The sequence below is a fragment of the Pseudomonas alkylphenolica genome (genome assembly GCF_000746525.1).
Lineage (GTDB): Bacteria > Pseudomonadota > Gammaproteobacteria > Pseudomonadales > Pseudomonadaceae > Aquipseudomonas > Aquipseudomonas alkylphenolica.
Genome location: NZ_CP009048.1, coordinates 157,501 through 181,486 on the forward strand (window position 1 = coordinate 157,501; position 23,986 = coordinate 181,486).

General features: G+C 60.0%; 10 protein-coding genes and 2 rRNA genes (1 of these 12 cut by a window edge). 5 read left to right on the forward strand and 7 right to left on the reverse strand.

Annotation, left to right across the window (positions count from 1 at the left end; genetic code table 11):
- Nucleotides 1–1,510, forward strand: a 23S ribosomal RNA gene (locus PSAKL28_RS00735); it begins 1,380 nt to the left of the window's first position.
- Between the two features lie 138 nt (nt 1,511–1,648).
- Nucleotides 1,649–1,764, forward strand: a 5S ribosomal RNA gene (gene rrf / locus PSAKL28_RS00740).
- Nucleotides 1,765–1,826: 62 nt separating this feature from the next.
- Here the strand turns inward: rrf and PSAKL28_RS00745 are convergent.
- The 5 genes from PSAKL28_RS00745 to PSAKL28_RS00765 all read right to left on the reverse strand — a co-directional run bounded on the left by PSAKL28_RS00745 (nt 1,827) and on the right by PSAKL28_RS00765 (nt 8,833).
- On the reverse strand, nt 1,827–2,294 hold the full coding sequence (locus tag PSAKL28_RS00745; RefSeq protein WP_038605329.1) for an SRPBCC family protein: 468 nt from the start codon (nt 2,292–2,294) through the stop codon (nt 1,827–1,829).
- Between the two features lie 30 nt (nt 2,295–2,324).
- Complete coding sequence (locus PSAKL28_RS00750) at nt 2,325–5,780, reverse strand: amino acid adenylation domain-containing protein (RefSeq protein WP_038605332.1); 3,456 nt, start codon at nt 5,778–5,780, stop codon at nt 2,325–2,327.
- Nucleotides 5,777–6,724, reverse strand: coding sequence for a diiron oxygenase (locus PSAKL28_RS00755; protein WP_038605335.1), 948 nt, complete (start codon nt 6,722–6,724; stop codon nt 5,777–5,779). The genes PSAKL28_RS00750 and PSAKL28_RS00755 overlap by 4 nt, the downstream gene beginning before the upstream one ends.
- On the reverse strand, nt 6,721–7,497 hold the full coding sequence (locus PSAKL28_RS00760; RefSeq protein ID WP_038605338.1) for a DUF3050 domain-containing protein: 777 nt from the start codon (nt 7,495–7,497) through the stop codon (nt 6,721–6,723). The genes PSAKL28_RS00755 and PSAKL28_RS00760 overlap by 4 nt, the downstream gene beginning before the upstream one ends.
- 643 nt (nt 7,498–8,140) lie before the next feature.
- The gene (locus PSAKL28_RS00765) at nt 8,141–8,833 is read right to left on the reverse strand and encodes a GntR family transcriptional regulator (RefSeq protein ID WP_038605341.1); all 693 of its coding nucleotides are present in this window, start codon (nt 8,831–8,833) and stop codon (nt 8,141–8,143) included.
- A gap of 303 nt (nt 8,834–9,136) precedes the next feature.
- Between PSAKL28_RS00765 and lapG the strand changes: the two genes are divergently transcribed.
- A complete protein-coding gene (gene lapG / locus PSAKL28_RS00770) occupies nt 9,137–9,799 on the forward strand; it encodes a cysteine protease LapG (RefSeq protein WP_371261985.1) in 663 nt (220 codons plus the stop codon).
- A gap of 10 nt (nt 9,800–9,809) precedes the next feature.
- The gene (lapD, locus tag PSAKL28_RS00775; RefSeq protein ID WP_038605346.1) at nt 9,810–11,756 is read left to right on the forward strand and encodes a cyclic di-GMP receptor LapD; all 1,947 of its coding nucleotides are present in this window, start codon (nt 9,810–9,812) and stop codon (nt 11,754–11,756) included.
- A 36-nt stretch (nt 11,757–11,792) separates the two neighbouring features.
- Here lapD and PSAKL28_RS00780 read toward each other — a convergent pair whose 3' ends face one another.
- Entirely contained in the window at nt 11,793–12,137 is a 345-nt protein-coding gene (locus tag PSAKL28_RS00780) for a hypothetical protein (RefSeq protein WP_038605348.1), read from the reverse strand.
- Between the two features lie 157 nt (nt 12,138–12,294).
- The gene (locus PSAKL28_RS00785) at nt 12,295–22,278 is read right to left on the reverse strand and encodes a retention module-containing protein (RefSeq protein ID WP_051939122.1); all 9,984 of its coding nucleotides are present in this window, start codon (nt 22,276–22,278) and stop codon (nt 12,295–12,297) included.
- Between the two features lie 348 nt (nt 22,279–22,626).
- Here PSAKL28_RS00785 and PSAKL28_RS00790 point away from each other — a divergent pair, with 348 nt between their 5' ends.
- Nucleotides 22,627–23,964 carry a TolC family outer membrane protein gene (locus PSAKL28_RS00790; RefSeq protein ID WP_038605350.1) on the forward strand — a complete coding sequence of 446 codons (1,338 nt, stop codon included), beginning with the start codon at nt 22,627–22,629 and terminating at the stop codon, nt 23,962–23,964.
- The last annotated feature ends 22 nt before the right edge of the window (nt 23,965–23,986 follow it).

Here is a 23,986-nt window from a genome sequence, read left to right on the forward strand (position 1 = left end):
TATTCCTGTACTTCTAGTTATTGCGATGGAGGGACGGAGAAGGCTAGGCCAGCTTGGCGTTGGTTGTCCAAGTTTAAGGTGGTAGGCTGAGATCTTAGGTAAATCCGGGATCTTAAGGCCGAGAGCTGATGACGAGTTGCCTTTAGGCGACGAAGTGGTTGATGCCATGCTTCCAAGAAAAGCTTCTAAGCTTCAGATAACTAGGAACCGTACCCCAAACCGACACAGGTGGTTGGGTAGAGAATACCAAGGCGCTTGAGAGAACTCGGGTGAAGGAACTAGGCAAAATGGCACCGTAACTTCGGGAGAAGGTGCGCCGGTGAGGGTGAAGGACTTGCTCCGTAAGCTCATGCCGGTCGAAGATACCAGGCCGCTGCGACTGTTTATTAAAAACACAGCACTCTGCAAACACGAAAGTGGACGTATAGGGTGTGACGCCTGCCCGGTGCCGGAAGGTTAATTGATGGGGTTAGCTAACGCGAAGCTCTTGATCGAAGCCCCGGTAAACGGCGGCCGTAACTATAACGGTCCTAAGGTAGCGAAATTCCTTGTCGGGTAAGTTCCGACCTGCACGAATGGCGTAACGATGGCGGCGCTGTCTCCACCCGAGACTCAGTGAAATTGAAATCGCTGTGAAGATGCAGTGTATCCGCGGCTAGACGGAAAGACCCCGTGAACCTTTACTATAGCTTTGCACTGGACTTTGAATTTGCTTGTGTAGGATAGGTGGGAGGCTTTGAAGCGTGGACGCCAGTTCGCGTGGAGCCATCCTTGAAATACCACCCTGGCAACTTTGAGGTTCTAACTCAGGTCCGTTATCCGGATCGAGGACAGTGTATGGTGGGTAGTTTGACTGGGGCGGTCTCCTCCTAAAGAGTAACGGAGGAGTACGAAGGTGCGCTCAGACCGGTCGGAAATCGGTCGTAGAGTATAAAGGCAAAAGCGCGCTTGACTGCGAGACAGACACGTCGAGCAGGTACGAAAGTAGGTCTTAGTGATCCGGTGGTTCTGTATGGAAGGGCCATCGCTCAACGGATAAAAGGTACTCCGGGGATAACAGGCTGATACCGCCCAAGAGTTCATATCGACGGCGGTGTTTGGCACCTCGATGTCGGCTCATCACATCCTGGGGCTGAAGCCGGTCCCAAGGGTATGGCTGTTCGCCATTTAAAGTGGTACGCGAGCTGGGTTTAGAACGTCGTGAGACAGTTCGGTCCCTATCTGCCGTGGACGTTTGAGATTTGAGAGGGGCTGCTCCTAGTACGAGAGGACCGGAGTGGACGAACCTCTGGTGTTCCGGTTGTCACGCCAGTGGCATTGCCGGGTAGCTATGTTCGGGAGAGATAACCGCTGAAAGCATCTAAGCGGGAAACTTGCCTCAAGATGAGATCTCACTGGAGCCTTGAGCTCCCTGAAGGGCCGTCGAGGACTACGACGTTGATAGGTTGGGTGTGTAAGCGCTGTGAGGCGTTGAGCTAACCAATACTAATTGCCCGTGAGGCTTGACCATATAACACCCAAGCAATCTGCGTCGAAAGGCCAGATTGCGGTGTTGTGAAGACGAAACGAACCGAAAGTTTGCGACTCACAACCATCACATACCCAATTCGCTGGAGTGTCTGAACAAGACCTTCTGGCAACAGAATTTCTTGACGACCATAGAGCATTGGAACCACCTGATCCCATCCCGAACTCAGCAGTGAAACGATGCATCGCCGATGGTAGTGTGGGGTTTCCCCATGTGAGAGTAGGTCATCGTCAAGATTCAATTCCAGAACCCCTGTCTGCATTGCAGACAGGGGTTTTGTCTTTTCTGGCCTACAGCTTTAGCTCAGCAGGTTGCGCACATTGTTCAGCGCGTCATCGGCAAAGCCCTGAAGGAACGCCTGAAACCCCGGCAGGGCGTCGCTACCACCTGTGTAAGGTTCGGCCTGGATGGTCCAGGTAGCGCGGGCACGGCGCTCATCCACCGCCTCGACCTGCATGGCCGCCCACAGGTTGCCGATGTTCAGGCTGGTGTAGATCAGGCTCCAGGTCATGTACATGGCCTGCTCGTCGCGGGCATTGAGCTGCTCGATGACCACATTGCCGTCCTTGAACAGCTTTTTGCGCACCGAGCGTACGCCGCTGCCGGTCATGTCGATGTGGGCAAGCGCCGGGATGAACACCGGGAAGCCGGCAAAGTTGCCGACGATGTTCCAGACGCTGGCGGCGTCCGCGGCGATCTCGACGCTGGCAACTACCTGGCAGCCGTGTGGATTGCGGATCAAGGTATCGGGTTGAAGTATTTGCATGCTGTGGATCTCCTGCGTGGGTTGAAGGGGTCAGATGAAGCGGATATCGCGCAGGTACTGGCAGCCGCGCTGCAGTAGTTCTGGCGACTTGGCCGGGTAGTGGGCGCCCATGCGCTCGACGCCGGCGCGGGCGTTGCGGTGCTGGATGTTGGAGATATCGCCGATGTCCTCGCCGAAGCCGTCGAGGTAAAAGCCCAGTACGTCGAACAGGGCATTGTCCCGATCGACTCGCCGCAGCTGGCGTTGCCACTGCGCCACGCTGACCAGCTCGAAGGGGTAGCTGTGCTCGCGAAAGGCCTGAACGTAGTCGCACCAGCTGAGCGGCTCGGGGTTGTGCAGGTTGAACACGGCGTGGCCGGCCTGGTAGCGGCTGCTGTGGAAGGCGATGAAACGAGCGAGGAAATCCACCGGCATCAGGTCGAAGTTCAGCTCCAGCGCCGGGACCTGGCCCAGTTGCAACGAACCTTTGAGCATCAACATCAGCCGGTTCCGCTGCGGTTGGCAGACGCCTGTGCGGCTGTTGAAGCTGATGTTCCCGGGGCGGTACAGGTTGACCCATACGCCCTCGGCGCGAGCGCGCTTGAGAATGCGTTCGCCGACCCATTTGCTCAGGTTGTAACCGTTGCGCAGATAGATGGGCGGCGTTTGTGCCGGTTCTTGTTCCAGTACCTGGCCGTCGTTGTCGATGGCGCTGCAGGCCGACAAGGTCGAGATAAAGTTGAAGATCTTCTTGCGCCGGCCTTCGCACAGGCGCAGGCATTCGAACAGCGGTTCGATGTTGTCGGCGGCCAGAGTCTGGTAGTCGAGCACATGGTTGACCTGCGCCGCGTTGTGCAGCAGGGCACCATACTGGTTGTCGAGGTAGCCGTAATCGCTATCGCTCAGGCCCAGCTGCGGCAGGCGCAAGTCGGCGTCGAATACCTTCACCCGACTCAGGTCCAGTGAACTTAGCCGGTTTTCTTCCAGGGCCTGAAGGAAGCGCTCATGGGCCGATTGCTGTTCATTGCGCCGGACCAGGCAAGCCACTTCGCTGGCACCCCATTGCAGTAAGGCCTCGACCAGGTGAACACCGAGAAAGCTGTTGGCACCGGTGACAATCACCTTATGCACGTCGCCCAGTTGAGCTACTGGCTGGACGGTCAGTTGCAGCTCACGACGGACATCGCTTTCGGCCTGGGGATCGACAGCGCTGCTGATCGACATTTCACCGCTGACCAGCTGCGCGAGGCGTTGCAAGGTCGGCATCTCGATAAAGCGGTTGATCGGGATACCGCAGCCGAACTGTTCGCGCACCTCCAGCAGCAAGCGCGACAGCAGGATGGAATGGCCACCCAGATTGAAAAAACTGTCGTCGGTAGCGATTTCCGCTTCGGACAAGCCCAGCAGCTCGCTCCACAAGGCCCGCAGACGAGTTTCGGTGGGGTTACTCGGGGGCAGGCGCTGTTCGGTCTGTGGTAGCCCCCGAGGCCGCTTCAGCAGCGCCTGGCGATCGACTTTGCCGTTGGCGGTGTAGGGCATCTGCGCCAGCAGTTGGTAGAAAGCCGGACGCATGTAGTCGGGCAGATGAAGCTCGGCATATTCGCGTAAGGCGACCTCATCCGGCGTGCTCTGGGGTTGGGCGGCGAAGACCAGGATTCGCCGTTGATCATCGATGACCACTGCCAGCTGGCGGAACAGACCACTGTTGCGCAGACAATGCTCGATCTCTTCGGGCTCGACGCGAAAGCTGCGGATCTTCACCTGATTGTCGCGACGGCCACACAGTTCGATGCCATCAGCGGTCCATTTGCCGATATCACCGGTGCGGTACAGACGCCGGCTGGTGCCGTCGGCCAATGTCAGCTGCAGAAAGCGCTCGTCGCTCAAGGCAGGGTTGTTGAGATAGCCCAGGCCGACGCCGGGGCCATCGATGTACAGCTCACCGGGCTGTTGCTCGAGGACAGGCTGCAGGTCCTGGTCCAGGATCAACACTTGGGTGTTGGCGATGGGACGCCCCAGGTTGCGGGGGTTATCGCCTGCCTGGAATACCCGGGTGGTTGCAAGCACCGTGGTTTCGGTTGGCCCGTAGATGTTGTGCAACAGACACTGTCCGGCCAGTTGAGCGATCACCGCTGGTTCACAGACATCGCCACCGGTGATCAAGTGGCTCAGGCCCAAAGGCTGATCGAGTGGCAGGATGCTCAACAGCGCGGGCGGCAGGAAGGCATGGCTGACCTCTTGCTGGCGGATCAGCGTCAGCAGTTGCTGCGGGTCACGTCGCTGGTCTTCGCTGGGCACCACCAGCTCGGCGCCGCAAATCAACGTCGGCAGAATATCCAGCAGCGAAGCATCGAAGCCTATGGTCGAGAATTGCAGCACCCGGCTGTGCTGGTTGAGCTGCACATGCGCGGCATACCAGGCCTGGAAGTGGCTGAGGTTGCGCTGGCTAAGCAGTACGCCCTTGGGCTGGCCGGAGGTGCCCGAAGTGTAGATCGCCGCGCAGGGGGCATCCATGGCCGGGCGCTGGCGCATCAGCGGCGGTGGGAGACTTTGCAGATCGATAGGCAACTGATGCACGTTCAGCGTCGGCAGACAGGGGTCATCAGCATCGAGCTGGCCATCATGCAGCAGCGCACTGGCCCTGGCGTCGCGCAGAATGTGCCTCAGACGTTGCGCCGGTTGGCTTGGGTCCAGAGGTAGGTACACCGCGGCACAGCCGAGTACGGCGAGCAGGCTGGCGTAGAGCGCTGACGACTTGCCCAGGCAGACACCAATCACGCTGCTGTGTTGCGAGTCGGCAACTGCAGGCAGCATGCGCAGCAGCTGTTGCTGGATGGCGGCGGCTTGCGTGTGCAGTTGCCGATAGTTGATGCGCCGGCCATCCAGGTTCAGTGCTGGCTTGTGCGCATGGCTACATAGGCTGCGCTCCAGCTGTTCGATCAGCGAGACTTCGGCTTGCTCCCGCAGCGCCAGGTCCGTGGTCTGGTTGAAGCGGTGAAACAACGCCAGTTGTTCCAGCCAGTCCAGGCTGTGCTCGCAGTCATGCTGGCCTGAGGTGATGGTTGTGGCTTCAAGCAGATGCTCAGGGTTACGGGCGAACCGGCTGACGTGCAGGGCGATCAACGCCTGCAGGGCGTCCATTGCTTGCACACGTAATTGCTGGCCGTTGCCCGACGGGTCAGCTGTCAGTGTCTGACGCTCGATCAAGCGTTGGGTGGTGGCACTGCCAGTCCAGCACAACAGATCGAGCCGCGGCAGGTCATGACCGGGCAGTTGGCTGATACCCAGACGCAGACTCAGTAGCGCGCACGCGTGCAGGTTGCGCCAGGCGGCTGAATCAAGCGTCAGGCTGCCATCTTCGATGACCAGCCCAGGCTGCCCTGTGTGCTGCGCCAACGCCTGGGCGCTGCTGGCCTGGAAGACACCATGGCCCTGTTGTTCCAGCGCTTGGCAGACACGGGCCAGCGCCGGGCTGGCGCCGATCAGCAGAATTTCGAGACGTCTCATGAATCCCTCCTTGGCTCGGGCAGGTAGTGCGCCAGCGCGCGCTGCACGCAAGGCGAATCGAGCATTAAGCTGCTGCGCAAAAAGCGCAGGATGTTGCCCAGCAGCGGATGCTGGTGATTGATCGGGTAGGCCATGGCGAGCACTTCCTCACGCAAAGCCTGGCGTACCGAAGGAGCTACAGGCAGCTGATCGATCAGGGTGAAGTCGAAGGCTTTCTGGATCTCGTTGGTCAGGTACTGCTCGAGAAACACCGGAAGGATTTCGGCGATGCACCGGCGATCTTGCTCTTCGGCGCTTTGCCAATAGATCCGCGTCAAGCGCGCCCAGAACATCGAGTGACGGCCTTCATCGAGCAGGTGATCGGCCATCAGCCCTTTGATCGAGGGCTTGACCGTGTCATCGCGGGCGAAGGCGGCCACGTCGTCGGTCAGGGTGTTTTCGGCAATGCCGACACAGATCAGTTCCAGAGCGTCGCGCAGGTGGGGTGGCGCCAGGGCCAGTGCCGCCGGGATGGCGCGGCTGAGTTCGATTTCCGCGGGCAAGCTGATCGGTTCGATGCCGGTCAGGGCAATGGTCTGTTGCATGAAGTCCATCGCCACCAAGGCGTGGTAGTCCTCGTCGACCACCACGCTCATCGCGTCATAGCGACAGGCGAAGGGAAAGCGGATGGCGAAGCGGTCCTTGGCGATTCGGCGGGCGGTGCGATCAACGATTTCGGTTTCGAAGATCACCACATCGTTGATGAACTTGTAGAGGCTCTGCACCAGGGCCAGGTCGCGCAACTGCGGGCATTCGCGCAGAAAACCTGCCGTCAGCACCAGCGGCTGGCGGCTGAGCGGGTAGATCAGGCGCTGATCATCTTCGACCATGCGTCTGGGCCGGGTGCGGATGGTTGCCCGGTTCTCCCAGGTCTCGGCGAAGGACTGATAGTCAGAGGCGTTCATACACTCACCTCGACCTGGAGAGTTCGCATCGACAGAAGCAAGCGATCCCACAGGGCAATACGGCTTTGCACCGCCGCAATGGCCGCTTGGTAAACCTGCTGCTCTCGTTGTGGATCGTCCTGGACCAGACGGGCGAGCAATTGCTCGGCGGCCGGGCCGTGGTCTTCGGCATCCACTTCGATATGCCGTTGCAGGTAGTAGCGAAAAGTCGGTGCCTGTTCGCCAGTGATACCCCAGTCATCAAGGATGCGCTGGAACATCCCCGGGATGACGCTTTCCCGCCCATGCAGGAACGCTGCGGCCACGCTGTGCGCCGGAGCATTGAGGGCGATGTCGAGGGTGTGGCAGACAAACTGCCGGGCTGCATCGCTGGCGCCGGCCTGTTGCAATGCGCTGGTGTAGTCGATGCCTTCACGTTGCAGGCTGACGAAGCGTTCGATGGCCCGGGTGCTGGCGCCTACTTCGCGCATGGCGTCCAGATACAGCTCGAAGTGGCTGTAATGCCCCTGTTCGAGGCGCTCATCAGACTCTTCGCCCAGCACAATCTCATTGATCAGCCGTGCGGCTTTCGGGTCTTGCGGGGGGAGCCAGGGCAGATCAACGCAGGTCAGTTCCTGTTGCAGACGCTTGGTCAGTGACATGAAGTCCCAGACGGCAAATACATGGGTTTCCATGAACCGTTGAAGTACCGGTAGTGAATGGATCTCGGCAAATATCGGATGGTTGGAAAGTTGTTCTTTGTAATGCGCCAGTGTCGATTCAAACGTGGTCATAATGTTCCCTCATCAGCACTTGGTGATTGGCTGGCTGTTTATTTGTTACAGCGCTTTATCTATTTCCAGGCGAGCAAGTATCTCGATTGCAAAGTCGATAAAAATGCTTCGGGTGTTTTGCCAGGGCCCATGACGGCAGGCGTTTACAGGGTGCACAAGCAGGTTGCAGCTCGCTTGTGGCTGGCGATTTAAAACTTAGAACAACTTTCGAGTTTGGCGCAATAAGTTTCTTGAATATATTTGTGCTGTATGTTTTTTAAATATAAGTGTGTTGCATAAAACTCTCCGTAAAGGTTTTATTGGGATGTAAGTGCTCCTTCCGACAATTAAGGGTCAGAATTAAAACTGCATGAGCGAATGCCTCACTCGGAGCACTACTGGGGGCAGGGCTATTGGGGTATTGGTTCGGTGGGCAGCTGATCGGTATCGGTCCTTGCCCGGCGACTGGCTCCTTCTGCATGTTCTGGACGAGCAAACGGCCTGGCCCGCCTGGAAGGCGATCAGCGGTCGTTGCGCGAACTAGAGTGTGCCGAAAACGCGGACGCTGCCATGTCTGGCTGAAGGGGCAGGGGGAAAGACAGAAGGTCTGGGCAGCCATCACATCTGAATGATGGCCGCCCGTTCGTAGCTCAGAGGCTCTGGATCACTCTACCGGTCGACTGTTCAGGTAGGCTTTGATGGTTTTTGCTGCGGTGTTCAGGTGGCGCTCAAGCACCCTGATGGCATCATCGACCGACTTGTCGTTGGCTGCATCGACCAAGCCGTTGTGGTCGTCCTGGGTCAGTTTACCCAGGCCCATCGAGGACAGGTGAAAGCGCAGGAAGCGTTCTTCTTCGTTGAGCTCGACTTCAATCAGGTGCAGCAGCTTCTTGTTCGAGGCCTTGCTGTATAGGCTCATGTGGAACAGGCGGTTCAGGCGCCCGATTTCAGCGTGCCGGGTTTCGTTTTCCAGTTGACTGATGTAGCTGCGGGCGAGGGCGATATCGTCAGCATCGAGCAGAGGAATCGACTGACGCAGCGCTTCGGATTCCAGCAGTACTCGCAACGCATAGGTGTCTACGGCGTCTTCACCGATCAGCGGCGCGACCACAGCGCCCTTGTGCGCCACTACCTGCAGCAGCGATTGCGCTTCAAGCTGGCGCAGCGCTTCACGCACCGGCATGCGGCTGACCCCGAACAACGTCGCCAGCTCCTGCTGGCGCAGGGCCCGGCCGGGTGGCAGGCGACCATCGAGAATGGCGCTGCGCAACCGCTCTTCAATCACACTACGAGCCAGGTGCGGCGGCACTTGCTCGCTGCCCAGTATTTCGCTCAAAGGTCTGGATTTTTCGGTCACGCTTTACGTTGTCCTTAATGTCGAATGGCTTTGATCATTGGATCCAATCACCCTAGTAAGCGCAGGAGTCCTTGTCAAACCGCGCTACTGCGGCAGTAGTTGCTATCGTGAATGAAGTTTTTCTCCAAGGGAAGTCGAGCCGACGTACTGGGGTCGGGGGGGCTGCCAATAGACAGGCTGGTTGATATTGCGGTGATTGCAAGGTGCCATTGTTTTTTAATGGGCAAGGCCGCACCATCGATACTTTTCCACAGGTCTGCGCAGGTTTTCGCATTGGCGATACGTTGGGCTGTTCACTTGACCATGCGTCGGCTGGGCCTTGCCGTGGTGTTCGGCTGCCTGCTGTTGGGCAGCCTGCAGGCCGATTGGGATTTTTCCCAGATCAGCCGGCGTGCCCAGTCGCTGTACGGGCCGCTAGGCGCGGGACAAGGCCGTATCGATGCCTGGCAGAACATGCTGGCGACAGAAAAGCAGGGCAGCGATGCCGAGCAGCTCAAACGGGTCAACCTGTTCTTCAATCACCAGTTGCGCTATGTCGAAGACATCGATCTGTGGCGTGAGGTCGATTACTGGGCAACGCCGATACAGGCCTTGATCAAGGGCCAGGGCGATTGCGAGGATTATGCTATCGCCAAGTACTTCAGCCTGCGACGCATGGGGGTCCCGGCGGAAAAACTGCGCATCACCTACGTCAAGGCGCTGCGCCAGAACCGCGCGCACATGGTCCTGACCTACTACTCGAGCCCCAATGCCATGCCACTGGTGCTCGACAGCCTGATGGACGCGATCAAGCCCGCCAATGAGCGTGCCGACTTGTTGCCGGTCTATTCCTTCAACGGTGAAGGCCTGTGGCTGACCGGTGCTACGGGCAATAAGAAAGTCGGCGACACCAAACGCTTGTCGCGTTGGCAGGATCTATTGAAAAAGATGCAGGCCGAAGGTTTCCCGGCCGAACCGGTTTACTAAAGGAGCACAGATGTCACTGTTCAAACAATTGCTGCTTGCCATCTGCCTGTTCCTGGTAGTCGCGTTCAGCGGCAGCTTCATGGTCAGCCTGGAAAGCTCGCGTAGCCAGTATGTCAACCAGCTGCGCTCGCACGCCCAGGATGCGGCCACAGCGCTGGCGCTGTCGCTGACACCGAACATCGATGATCCGGCGATGGTCGAGCTGATGGTCAGTTCGATTTTCGACAGCGGCTACTACTCGAGCATCAAGGTCATCGACCTGGGCTCCAGTGCCGTGCTGGTGGAGCGGCATGCCGAGGCTGATGCCAACGGTGTACCGGCGTGGTTCATTCGCCTGATCGGCCTTGAAGCCGCCGGTGGCGATGCGATTGTCAGCCGTGGCTGGCAGCAGGCGGCGCGGGTTGAGGTGGTCAGCCATCCGATGTTCGCCCTGGCCAAGCTGTGGCAGAGCGCCCTGGGCAGTCTGGGCTGGTTGCTGTTGTGTGGTGCCTTGAGCGCAGTGCTCGGTGCCCTGCTGCTGCGTCGCCAGCTCAAGCCGCTGGACTACATGGTGGCGCAGTCTCACGCCATTGCCCGCCGCGAGTTCCTCAGCCTGCCCGATCTGCCGAGCACCCCTGAACTGCGGCGGGTGGTCCAGGCCATGAACCAGATGGTCGAGAAGCTCAAAGCGCTGTTCAAGGAACAGGCCGAGCGCAGTGAAAAACTACGGGTCGAGTCTTATCAGGACAGCCTGACCGGCCTGGCCAACCGGCGCTATTTCGAGATGCAACTCAACGCCCAGGTCAGCAACATCGAAGAGGCCCGGCCGGGTTACCTGTTGCTGCTGCGGGTCAAGGACCTGGCCGGGCTCAACCAGCGCCTCGGTGGTCAACGCACCGATCAATTGCTTCAGGCCGTCGGCCAGCAATTGCAGCGCACCTGCGCCAACTATCCGGAAACCAACAACCTGATCACCCGCAGCCGTGGCGGTGAATTCGCCGTGCTGGCGCCCGGCCTGGTGCACGAAGAAGCGGTGCAGCTGGCCCAGGCCCTGGAAGTGACCCTGCAGAGCCTGGCCGACACCGGCGCCACCGACGTCACGCCGGTGGCCTGCATCGGCATGGCGCCCTACAGTCCGGGGGATGCGCCTCAGGCCCTGCTGAAACTCGCAGACGAGGCCCTGGCCCGCGCCGAGAACCAGGTAGAGCCGGGTTGGGTCTGCCTGGAGCAAGGTACTGCGCCGCAGGCGGGTGATACTCACCATGCCTGGCACCAACTGCTCGATGAAGCGCTGCAGCAAGGGCGCTTTCAGCTGTTCTTCCAGCCGGTGGTGGCCAGCGATGCACCGGAGAGGGTGTTGCACTACAAGGTCATTTCGCGGGTGCTGGATGCTCAGGGGCAGGCGATTGCCGCCGGACGTTTCCTGCCCTGGCTGGAGCGCTTCGGCTGGTCGGCACGGCTTGATGTGCTGATGCTTGAGCAGGTGCTCAAGCACATGCAGAACCACACCGAATCATTGGCCTTGAACCTGTCGGCAGCCACCCTGGCCGATCCGGGTGCATTGCAGCGGGTTTATGAGCTGCTCGGCCAGCATCCGGCACTGGGGCCGCGCCTGACGCTGGAACTCGGCGAAGAGCAGTTGCCCGACCAGGCCGTGCTGGAGCAACTGACCCGGCGCTTGCGTGCGCTTGGTTTCAGTCTGAGCCTGCAACGCTTTGGCGGACGCTTCAGCATGATCGGCAACCTGGCTCACCTGGGGCTGGCGTACCTGAAGATCGACGGCAGCTACATTCGTGCTATCGACCAGGAGCGCCACAAGCGCCTGTTCATCGAAGCGATCCAGCGCGCAGCACACAGCATCGACCTGCCGCTGATTGCCGAGCGGGTCGAAACCGAAGGTGAGCTGAAAGTATTGCGCGAGATGGGGATTCAGGGCGTTCAGGGACGTCTGGTGGGCGAGCCGGCACCCTGGCGTTGAGCAAGCGGCTGCAGGCCCGCAGCGGGCCTGCACTGTTCAGATCAGGCCGCCGTTCTCTTCGCTGTCATCGATCAGGTTGGTCAGCCCGCCCAGCACCTGGCGGGCATTTGAGCGGCTGAGCAACTTGGCCTGAGCACCGGGTGGCAGGTCAGTGATGCTGATCACGCCTTTGGTGGTCAGTACTTCAATCAGGTCTTCAAGCACCCGGATCATGTCCAGGTCGCTTTGCTTGAGTTGCTTGAGGCTGTTCTCGACCACGTCGTCGGCAAACCAGTCCTGAACCTCGGCATGGTCGGCCGGCAGCATCTCCGTGTACTCGGCGTAGGGTGCGGCCTCTACCCGGACTAGCTGGCCCTGTGCATCGCGTTGCACGTAGAACATGGGGTATCCCTCTGAAGTGTCAGTCCGTATCCGCAGTCAGCAGCATAGGCCAGGCTGGCCGGGCGTGTAGCCCGGCCAGCGAGTATGCGCTGTGACACGGTACAGGGAAAGTCCGCAGCGTTGCGCCAGCCGGACAGCGGCTGGCGCAGGCTATGGATCAACTGTTGGAGTGGTCGATCTTGATGGTCGGGTCGGCACCGGACACCAGCGAGTTGATCGTGGTGTTGGCCCAGTTGACGCCTTCCAGCTTGATCGTCACATCGGCGTTGGCCAGGCCACCGGCGGCGTTGAGCTTGCCTTCGGAGCTGACCTGCAAGGTCGACTCGCCATTGACCGTAGTGATCTTCAGGAAGTTGTCGATGGTGCTGGCCTTCTCGCCCTGGAGCAGGTCGCTCAGGTCCAGACGGTCACCTTCGGCAGGCTTGAAGTCCTTGATGATGTCCTTGCCGGTGTCGCCAGCTTTCCACACGAAGGTGTCGGCACCGCTGCCACCGGTAAGCACGTCATCGCCTTTGCCGCCGATGAGGATGTCATTGCCCTCATCGCCAAGCAGGATGTCGTTGCCCTCATCGCCAAGCAGGGTGTCGATGCCGGCCCCGCCAACCAGGATGTCGTTACCCGCACCACCGATCAGGGTGTCCTTGCCGGAACCACCGAGCAGGATGTCATTGCCCTTGCCGCCATCGAGGTAGTCGTCGCCACCCTGGCCGAAGAGGATGTCATTGCCGTCGCCGCCCAGCAGGGTGTCGGCACCATCATTGGCGCGTGACACATCGAACTCGCTGACGTGCTCGGAGATGTACTGGTGCAGCACCCGGCCGTCGACATCGCCCAGGTTCACACCCAGCTTGCCGGCCACATATGCCTGCATGGCTTCAACGCCGTTACCGGCGATGCCGTCGAAGCTGACCAGGTCCCCGAACAGAATGTCGTTGCCATCGCCACCCGCGAGCGCATCGTTGCCCGGTTTGGTAGCTTCGGTATGGCCGAGAATGGCTTCGGCCAGTTTGCTCGGATCGATGTTGGTCTGCGGCTTGCCGTCGGTGTCGTATGGCCGCAAGGCGTTGGCGTTGACGCCGTTATTCAGACCGATCGCTTCAACGCTCGAGAGATTGGCCAGCAGCAGGAATGCCTCTTTGGCGTTGACGCCGGCCCAATAGGAGCCCGACTCCGCATAGGACAGCTCAAAGGTGCCATCGCCTTGCGCATTGAGTTTTCCAGAGGCGTTGTAATCGATGTACCAGTATTTGCCAGAGCGATACTCGGCGGTGAGGTACCCGGATTTGTCGATGCTGATCCGGTTGTCATCACCCACCTTGTAATCTCTGATTACGTCGCCCGGTTTGTACTTGAGGTCCCTGAGTGCATCATCCATCGTGTAGTCGGAGTATGCGAATGTCGGGTTGGTCTTCTCACCCCGCTGATACACGTTCGGTTCGCCATCAGTGATGAAGAACGTCTGGTTGCTACCGGTGCTGCCGGCATTCTTGAGATTCTGGAACCAGTTGGCCGTGGTTTTGAATGCATCCTCGTAGTTGGTACTACCACCCGCTTTGAGGTTGTCGAGGGCTTTTTGCAGCGTCTTCAGGGCGTCCTTGTCGGCAAGATCGATCGAGACGGTGGTGTTGACCTTCTCGGAGAAGTCCACCAACAGGATATTCACCGTGCCGGACTGTGCGCCATTGACGCTGTTGGCCAGGGTCTTGAACACCGACTCCAGGGACTTTCTCGCCGCGTCGACGCCCGACTTCTCCATACTGCCCGAGGTATCGACAATGAACGCCAGGTTGTAGTCCTGCCCTGGTACTACATGCAGGCCGTTGACGTCGGCAACCACGATGTCGTTCTCGGTGCCCAGGGTCTTGCTGTCGTTCTCCGCCGTCAGGTTGGCGGGGAGGTAGGTATCCGGGTAAACGGTAACCGTGATCTTGCCCGGGGTCGAGGCGGTGTCGTTATTGGCCTTCTCGGTTGCGGTCGAGGTGACGGTGACGTCGAACTGGCCATGGTAGTAGGCCGGTGGTTTGATGCTCAGGCCGTTCAGGTTCCAGCCGGTGACATCCACCTCCGTCTTGCCGACGGTAACCGTGTGACCAGCGCCATCGCTGAGGATCGAACCTTCCGGAATACCACCCAGCTTGATGCTGAGTTTTTCCGATCCATCGGTATCGGTCAGGCCGGTGGAAATACCCACCAGCTTGACGGTGCCATTCTCGGCGCCTTCATTGAGTTTGTAGCCCTGGTAGTAACCTTCGCCATTGTCGCCGTGCAGCTCGCCGACGGTAACGCCAGCATTGCTCAGCTCGTTGACGTTCGGGTACATCGGGATGTTGCTGTTGCTCAGGTCGACCGGCGTGCCGCCATTGACCGACAGGTTGACGTCATAGCTGCCAGGGCCGCTCTGGTTGGCGTGATAGATGTCCAGAGTGTAGTAACCGCTGATGCTCGGCGTGAATGAGCCGCTGATACCGCCACCGGCACCCCAGGTGGCCGATGCCACATTCTTGCCGCCAATGGTGATCAGCAGGCTGTCGTCACCGACACCACTGAAGCTGTAGGTCTTGCCGGCTTCCAGGAAAATCAGGCCGGAGGTCTTCGAACCCGAACCGCCGGTCACACTGCCATTGGACTGGGCGTTGGTCACCGTCGAGCTGCTATTCGGGTTGCCGGCGTTATCGAAGACAGTCTTCAACGCATCACCGGTGATGCCGTTACCGTTGGTACCCAGACCTTTCAGGCTGTTCCAGGTTTCCTTGACCAGACCGATCGAATTGACGTTGTTGCTGCCGATGATCAGGCTTGGCGCGTCGGCGACCGGGGTGATATCGACCTTGAGGGTCGATTCGTTGCCCATGCCCTGACCGTCGGTTGGCTTGAACTGGATCTGTGCGTAGTCAGCCTTCTGGTCACCCACACCGTTGCCGCCGTTGGCGTTGATGCCCGACTCGTTGTGATCCGGTACGAATTTCAGTTTGCCGGCATCGATGTCGGCTTTGCTGAAGGTCTTGGCAGCGTCGACATCGGCCTTGGTCAGGGTTTTCCAGACATCGCCATCCTTGTACTGCAGCACGCCATCGGCAGGCAGTTTGGTGATGGTCAGGCCCAGATTGGCGGCCGGGGTGTCGGCATCGGTGATGCCGAAGTTGGCCCAGGTCAGCACCAGGTCGGTATCTTCGGTGCCGGTCACGGCGCCGCCGGCGGCGACTGGCGCTTCGTTGCTGACGATGGTGGTGGTCACACTGCCATTGTCGCCAACCACCAGGTTTTCGAAGTTGCCACCGGTAGCCGAACTGATCTGCACATTGAAGGACTCAGCGCCCTCGGCGATGCCGTCACGCAGGATCGGCACACTGAAGGTGCCGGTATTGCTGCCTTTCGGAATCGTCACGGTGGTCACGCCGGTGAAGTCCGAGCCATCTTTGGCGGTACCGGTGTAGCGCAGCGTGATGGTGACGTCAGATTCAGCCTTGCTGGACAGCGTCAGGGTGTAGTTGGCGGACTCACCTTCGGCAACCGAGGTAGTCCCGGTGATGCCGACCGTGGTGGTGTTGGTGGTATCGGCCACGTGGGTGACAGCGGGCTTGTCGCTGATCTCCAGTTTTTCGAAATTGCCACCGTTGGCACCGGTGATGGTCGCACTGACGTCGCCTGCATCGATGTACACATCGTCGCTTGGCGCATCAATGGTGATGCTGCCGGAGGTCTTGTCAGCGGCGATGATGATGGTCTTGCCGTTGCTCAAGGTCACGGTAACCGGGGTGCCTGCCGGGTTGCTCAGGGTGGCGGTGTAGGTGATCTTGCCACCTTCATCGACCGACGGGGTTGCCGTCAGTTTCAGGGTGGTGGTGTCGATGGTATCAGTCACCTTGGTGACCGCAGTGGAACCGTCGACTACAAGGCTCTCGAAGTCTCCGCCGTTAGTGCCAGTGATCTTCGCACCGACATTCCCCTCATCGAGGTAGACGTCATCGCCCGGCGCATCAATGGTGACGGTACCGGTGGTCTCGCCCGCCTTGATGGTAATGGACTTGCCATTGTCCAGGGAGACGGTCATGTCGGTGCCGGCCTTGTTGGTCAAGGTGGCGGTGTAAGTGATCTTGCCGCCTTCGTCGACCGACGTGGTTGCGGTCAGCTTGAGACCGGTTTCGTTCTGAGTATCCGGGCTATCGGTGACGGTGATGGTGGTTTGACCCGAGGTTTCGAGCTTCTCGAAATTGCCGCCAGTGGTGCCGGTGATGCTGTTGGTCAGGTCCAGGTTGCTGGTGTGGACGTTATCCGGTGCGGTGTATTGCACGGTACCGGAGGTGCCATTGACCGGGATGGTGATGCTCTGACCGTTGGCCAGGGTGATCACCAGCGGAGTGCCGGTAACCGGGGAACTGACGGTAGCGGTGTAGGTGATTACGCCGCCTTCGCCGATGGTGGTGGCGTCGGCAGTCAGTTTGACCGTCGAGGTGTCGTAGGTGTCAGCCACGTCGGTCACGGCTGGAGTGGTGTCCACCACCAGGTTCTCGAAGTCACCGCCATCGGTGCTCTCGATGGTCGCTTCGACCGTGTCGGCGTCGAGGTAGACGTCGTCGGTTGGCGCATCGACGGTGACGGTGCCGCTGGTTTCACCAGCCTTGATCTCGATGACTGCGCCGTTGCTCAGGGTCACCGTCATCGCCGTGCCAGCCGGGTTGGTCAGCGTCGCGGTGTAGGTGATCTGGCCACCTTCCTCAACGTTGCCAGTAGCGCTCAGGGACAGACCGGTCTCGTTCTGAGTGTCCGGGCTATCGGTCACAGTGATGGTGGTTTCACCCGAGGTTTCCAGCTTCTCGAAGTTGCCGCCGCTGGTGCCGGTGATGCTGTTAGTCAGGTCCAGGTTGCTGGTGTGGACGTTATCCGGTGCGGTGTATTGCACGGTACCGGAGGTGGCATTGACCGGGATGGTGATGCTCTGACCGTTGGCCAGGGTGATCACCAGCGGAGTACCGGTAACCGGGGAACTGACGGTGGCGGTGTAGGTGATCACGCCGCCTTCACCGATGGTGGTCACGTCGGCAGTCAGTTTGACCGTCGAGGTGTCGTAGGTGTCAGCGACGTCGGTCACTGCAGCCGATGGATCGATGTCGAGTTTCTCAAAATCACCACCGTCGGTGCTCTCGATCGTGGCTTCGACGGTGTCGGCATCGAGGTAGACGTCGTCGCTAGGCGCATCGACAGTGACGGTGCCGCTGGTCTCGCCAGCCTTGATCTCGATGACTGCGCCATTGCTCAGGGTCACGGTCATGGCCGTGCCGGCTGGGTTGGTCAGCGTCGCGGTGTAGGTGATCTGGCCGCCTTCCTCGACCAATTCAGTCGCGGTCAGCTTGAGGCTGGTGGTGTCTTCGGCACCTGGCACATCAGTCACGGTGACGGTGGTTTCGCCCGAGGTTTCCAGCTTCTCGTAGTTACCACCGGTAGTGCCAGTGATGCTGTTGCTCAGGTCTAGGTTACTGGTGTGCACGTTGTCCGGTGCGGTGTATTGCACGGTACCGGAGGTGGCATTGACCGGGATGGTGATGCTCTGACCGTTGGCCAGGGTGATCACCAGCGGAGTACCGGTAACCGGGGAACTGACGGTGGCGGTGTAGGTGATCACGCCGCCTTCACCGATGGTGGTCACGTCGGCAGTCAGTTTGACCGTCGAGGTGTCGTAGGTGTCCGCGACATCAGTAACGGCTGGAGTGCTATCTACCACCAGGTTCTCGAAGTCACCGCCGTCGGTGCTCTCGATCGTTGCTTCGACCTTGCCGGCGTCGAGGTAGACGTCGTCCGTCGGTGCATCGAAGAGCACACTGCCCTGGGTTTCGCCGGCCTTGATCTCGATGACCGCCCCGTTATCCAGGGTGATGGTCATGTCGGTGCCGGCCTTGTGGGTCAGGGTGGCGGTGTAGGTGATCTGGCCACCTTCCTCGACGTTGCCAGTAGCGCTCAGGGACAGACCGGTCTCGTTCTGAGTGTCCGGGCTATCGGTCACAGTGATGGTGGTTTCGCCCGAGGTTTCCAACTTCTCGAAGTTGCCGCCAGTGGTGCCGGTGATGCTGTTGGTCAGGTCGGCGTTACTGGTGTGCACGTTATCCGGTGCGGTGTACTGCACGGTACCGGAGGTGGCATTGACCGGGATGGTGATGCTCTGGCCGTTGGCCAGGGTGATCACCAGCGGTGTACCGGTAACCGGAGAGCTAACGGTGGCGGTGTAGGTGATTACGCCGCCTTCGCCGATAGTGGTGACGTCGGCAGTCAGCTTGACCGTCGAGGTGTCATAGGTGTCAGCGACATCGGTAACGGCTGGAGTGCTATCCACCACCAGGTTCTCGAAGTCACCGCCATCGGTGCTCTCGATGGTGGCTTCGACGGTGTCGGCGTCGAGGTAGACGTCGTCGGTTGGCGCATCGACGGTGACGGTGCCGCTGGTCTCGCCAGCCTTGATCTCGATGACTGCGCCGTTGCTCAGGGTCACGGTCATGGCCGTGCCAGCCGGGTTGGTCAGCGTCGCGGTGTAGGTGATCTGGCCGCCTTCCTCAACGTTGCCAGTAGCACTCAGGGACAAACCTGTGGTGTCTTCGGTGCCTGGACCGTCGGTCACGGTGACCGTGGTTTCGCCCGAGGTTTCCAGCTTCTCGAAGTTGCCGCCGCTGGTGCCGGTGATGCTGTTGGTCAGGTCGGCGTTACTGGTGTGGACGTTATCCGGAGCGGTGTATTGCACGGTGCCGGAGGTGGCATTGACCGGGATGGTGATGCTCTGGCCGTTGGCCAGGGTGATCACCAGCGGGGTGCCGGTAACCGGGGCGCTGACGGTAGCGGTGTAGGTAATCACGCCGCCTTCGCCGATGGTGGTGACGTCGGCAGTCAGTTTGACCGTCGAGGTGTCGTAGGTGTCAGCGACATCGGTCACGGCTGGAGTGGTATCTACCACCAGGTTCTCGAAGTCACCGCCGTCGGTGCTCTCGATCGTTGCTTCGACCTTGCCAGCGTCGAGGTAGACGTCGTCCGTCGGTGCATCGAAGAGCACGCTGCCCTGGGTTTCGCCTGCCTTGATCTCGATGACCGCCCCGTTGTCCAGGGTGATGGTCATGTCGGTGCCAGCCTTGTTGGTCAAGGTGGCGGTGTAGGTGATCTGGCCACCTTCCTCGACCGACTTGGACGCGGTCAGGGACAGACCCGTCTCGTTCTGAGTGTCCGGGCTATCGGTCACGGTAATGGTGGTTTCACCCGAGGTTTCGAGCTTCTCGAAATTACCACCGCTGGTGCCGGTGATGCTGTTGGCCAGGTCCAGGTTACTGGTGTGCACGTTGTCCGGTGCGGTGTATTGCACGGTACCGGAGGTGGCATTGACCGGGATGGTGATGCTCTGACCGTTGGCCAGGGTGATCACCAGCGGAGTACCGGTAACCGGGGAACTGACGGTGGCGGTGTAGGTGATCACGCCGCCTTCACCGATGGTGGTCACGTCGGCAGTCAGTTTGACCGTCGAGGTGTCGTAGGTGTCAGCGACGTCGGTAACGGCTGGAGTGGTGTCCACCACCAGGTTCTCGAAGTCACCGCCGTCGGTGCTCTCGATCGTTGCTTCGACCTTGCCAGCGTCGAGGTAGACGTCGTCCGTCGGTGCATCGAAGAGCACGCTGCCCTGGGTTTCGCCTGCCTTGATCTCGATGACCGCCCCGTTGTCCAGGGTGATGGTCATGTCGGTGCCAGCCTTGTTGGTCAAGGTGGCGGTGTAGGTGATCTGGCCGCCTTCCTCAACGTTGCCAGTAGCGCTCAGGGACAGACCGGTCTCGTTCTGAGTGTCCGGGCTATCAGTCACGGTGATGGTGGTTTCACCCGAAGTTTCCAGCTTCTCGAAGTTGCCGCCGGTGGTGCCGGTGATGCTGTTGGTCAGGTCCAGGTTGCTGGTGTGGACGTTATCCGGAGCGGTGTACTGCACGGTACCGGAGGTGGCATTGACCGGGATGGTGATGCTCTGACCGTTGGCCAGGGTGATCACCAGCGGAGTGCCGGTAACCGGGGCGCTGACGGTGGCGGTGTAGGTAATCACACCGCCTTCGCCGATAGTGGTGACGTCGGCAGTCAGTTTGACCGTCGAGGTGTCGTAGGTGTCAGCGACGTCGGTAACGGCTGGAGTGGTGTCCACCACCAGGTTCTCGAAATCACCGCCATCGGTGCTTTCGATGGTCGCTTCAACCGTGTCGGCATCGAGGTAGACGTCGTCGGTTGGCGCGTCGACAGTGACGGTGCCGCTGGTTTCGCCAGCCTTGATCTCGATGACCGCACCGTTGCTCAGGGTCACGGTCATCGCCGTGCCGGCCGGGTTGGTCAGGGTGGCGGTGTAGGTGATCTGGCCGCCTTCCTCGACGTTGCCAGTAGCGGTCAGAGAAAGACCGGTAGACGCCTCGGTATCCGGGCCATCGGTCACGGTGGTCACCGGGTTGCCGGTGGTTTCCAGCTTCTCGTAGTTACCACCGGTAGTGCTGGTGATGCTGTTGGTCAGGTCCGGGTTGGTGGTGTGGACGTTGTCGGGTGCAACGAACTCGACCGAACCGCTGCTTTGGCCAACGGGAATAGTGATCTGCTGACCATTGGCCAGGTTGATGACCAGCGCCGAACCGGTAACCGGTGCAGTCACCGAAGCGGTGTAGGTCACCACGCCGCCTTCAGCGACGCTCGGGGTCGCGGTCAGGGTGACGGTCGAGGTGTTGATGGTGTCGGTCACCTCGGTTACCGCCGGCACTTCGCTGACCACCAGGTTTTCAAAGTTGCCGCCATCGGCCTTGTCGATGGTCACGCCAACACTGCCGGCATCGATGTACACGTCGTCGCCAGGTGCCGCCACGCTGACGCTGCCTTCGGTCTGGCCAGCGGCAATGGTGATCACCGCGCCGTTGCTCAGGGTCACCGTTACCGGGGTGCCGGCCGGGTTGGTCAGGGTCGCGGTGTAGATGATCTGGCCGCCCTCGGCGACGGTACCGGTGGCCGTCAGGCTCAGGCCGGTGTTGTCGAGCGAGTCGGTGATGGTGGTAACGGCCGGGTTCGGGTCCGGCACCAGGTTTTCGAAGTTGCCGCCCGTGGCACCGGTGATGGTAGTGCTGACGCTGCTGCCATTGTTGTAGACGTCGTTCGGTGGCGTCTGGACATCGACGGTGCCGCTGGTCTGGCCCGCGCCGATGGTGATGGTGGTGCCGTTGGACAGGGTGACGGTCACCGGCGTCTGGGCCGGGTTGGTCAGGGTGGCGGTGTAGGTGATCACGCCACCTTCGGTGATGCTTGGGTTCGCGCTCAGGGTGACCGTGGTGGTGTCGACGGTGTCGGTGATCTGGGTAACCGCCGGGGTGGTGTCCGGGGTGATGATCAGGCCGGCGCCACCGCTGGTGCCGGTAATGGTCGCAGAAATCTCGCTGCCATCCACGTACACGGTGTCGTTTGGTGCAATGGTCACGCTGACGCTGCCGGTGGTCTGCCCGGCGCTGATGACGATGACCTGGCCGTTGGACAGGGTCACGGTCAGGTCAGTCAGAGGCGGCTGGCCCAACGTAGCGGTGTAGATGATCACACCACCGGCCTCGGTGATCGACGGCGTGGCGGTCAGGGTCAGGCCGGATTCGCGCGTAGGCGTGGTGGTGTTCGCGTTGTTGGCATCGTCCAGGCCGCCCAGGTCCAGACGGTTGTCATCTGTGGCAAAACCGATAGGGGCAGTCGGGAAACCGATGGTCGGATCAACCGAGCCTGCCGTGGCATCCAGCATGACGAAACTGTGGCCACCACCGGCAGCACCACCAGAGCCTGCAGCCGAAGGGCCGGCCGCAGTGGCTTCCAGTTCGGTGGTCGGGTCGGCACCAGCAGCAATAGCTTGTTGCAATTCTTCAACCGAAGGCGCGGCTTGCGCGGTGGCCGCCGAAAGGTCGGTGCTGCTGTCTGGCGCGTCAGCGCTCCATTGCGTATCGCGGCCCAGATCCAGCGTGCGGCCGTCGGCCAGCTCCAGGGTTACAGCGCCTGCCAGGCCGGTCAGCACCTGCTCGCCAGCAAGCAGGCGGTCACCTTCGATGAGGACGCGCCGAGCCCCTTCCGGGGATACGGCGATGACTTGACCAACAATGCTTTTGACGATGGCAACAACGCTGCTCATTGGACTCTCCGAATACCCGTATCAGTTGGCTTCCATGCCCAGTCGGCGCTGATTTGCCGCATTCCGATGGGTATGTATCAAATGTTATTTTGACGCAAAATCCGTCAAATATTTGTCTATATTTTTTGGCTATTAACTTTATGCCAAACTATTGACCTTCCTGCCGCCATCCTAAACAATCAACACCGTAATGTCACATTGATATTTAAGCGGCTGCCACCCTTCCTACGTACGCTCGAGTACCCCTTCGGAAGTTTCCGACAGAACGTCAAGCTGGTTGCCATTTTCGAATGCAGCAACGTCCTTTTGCTGTGATCTGGGACAAGAGGTCCCTAGGAAAAACGTCTCATGCGCGCGTCATTGTTCACTGCTCTTCCTTTCGCTCTTGCTGCCAGTTTCGCTCAAGCACAAAGCCTGCCTGAAGCCATGCAAAAAGCCCTTGAGGTGCATCCGGAAATCCAGGCCGGGGTCAACAGCCGTATCGCGGCCGACTACCAACTGCGTGCTGCCAAGGGCGGCTATCTGCCGAAGGTCGATGTGTTGGCAGGTTATGGCCGCGAAGGGACCGACAGTCCGAGCACGGGCAACCGTTGGGAAACCCTCAACCGTGGTGAATCCAGCCTGCGTCTGCGGCAAATGGTTTTTGACGGTTTTGCCACTTCCAGCGAAGTAGGGCGTCAACAAGCCACCGTTAACTCGCGCGCGTACTCCTTGCTTGGTGCCTCCGAGCGCACCGCGCTGACTGTCGCCCAGGTTTACCTGGACGTCCTCACCCGTCGCGAAATGGTGCGCCTGGCTGAAGACAACCTGCGCAGCCACGAACGCATCTACGACCAGATCAAGCTGCGTACCGCCCGCGGCGTGGGGCGTCTGGCTGACCTCGATCAGGCCGAAGCGCGTCTGGCCCAGGCCCGTAACAACCTGATTACCGAGCAGACCAACCTGGCTGACGCCAAGACCAACTACCTGAGCGTGGTTGGCCAGATGCCGGACGAGCTGAGCGCTCCTGCGCCGTTTATCGACCTGCTGCCAGCCAACCTCGACGAAGCCCGGCAACAGATGGTCGAAAGCAGCCCGATCCTGCGTTCGGCGGAGTCCGATATCGCGGCGGCGGAAAAACAATACGAGGCGGCAAAGTCTACGTTCTATCCACGTTTCGATGCAGAACTCGGACGGACGGCCGATAACGATATCGATGGCATGAACGGCCACAACAACGAATGGCAGGCTATGCTGCGTATGAGCTTCAACCTGTATAACGGTGGGAGCAACAAGGCCGATCTGGAATCCAAGTCGTACCAGACCAACCAGGCGCTGGACATTCGTAACAATGCCTTGCGCCAGCTCAATGAAGAACTAGGCCTGGCATGGAATGCTATGGATAACGCCAACGCGCAATTGCCTATTGCCCAGCAATACGTCGACTACAGCAACAACGTGCGCAGCGCTTACCAGAAGCAATTCAGCCTGGGCGAGCGGACGTTGCTCGACTTGCTCGATAGTGAGAACGAGCTCTTCACCGCTCAGCGTCGCCTGGCCGAGGTGAAGAACAGCCAAGTGTTTACTCAGTATCGAATCAAGGCGACCATTGGCCAACTGCTCAAGAGCCAGGGCGTAGTTGCGCCGATGGCCTCCGTTGTGCAAAACGATATGAAACCGAAGGTCAGCCTGCCGGGCATGAACTGAGGTTCACCTTAATCTCCAACCG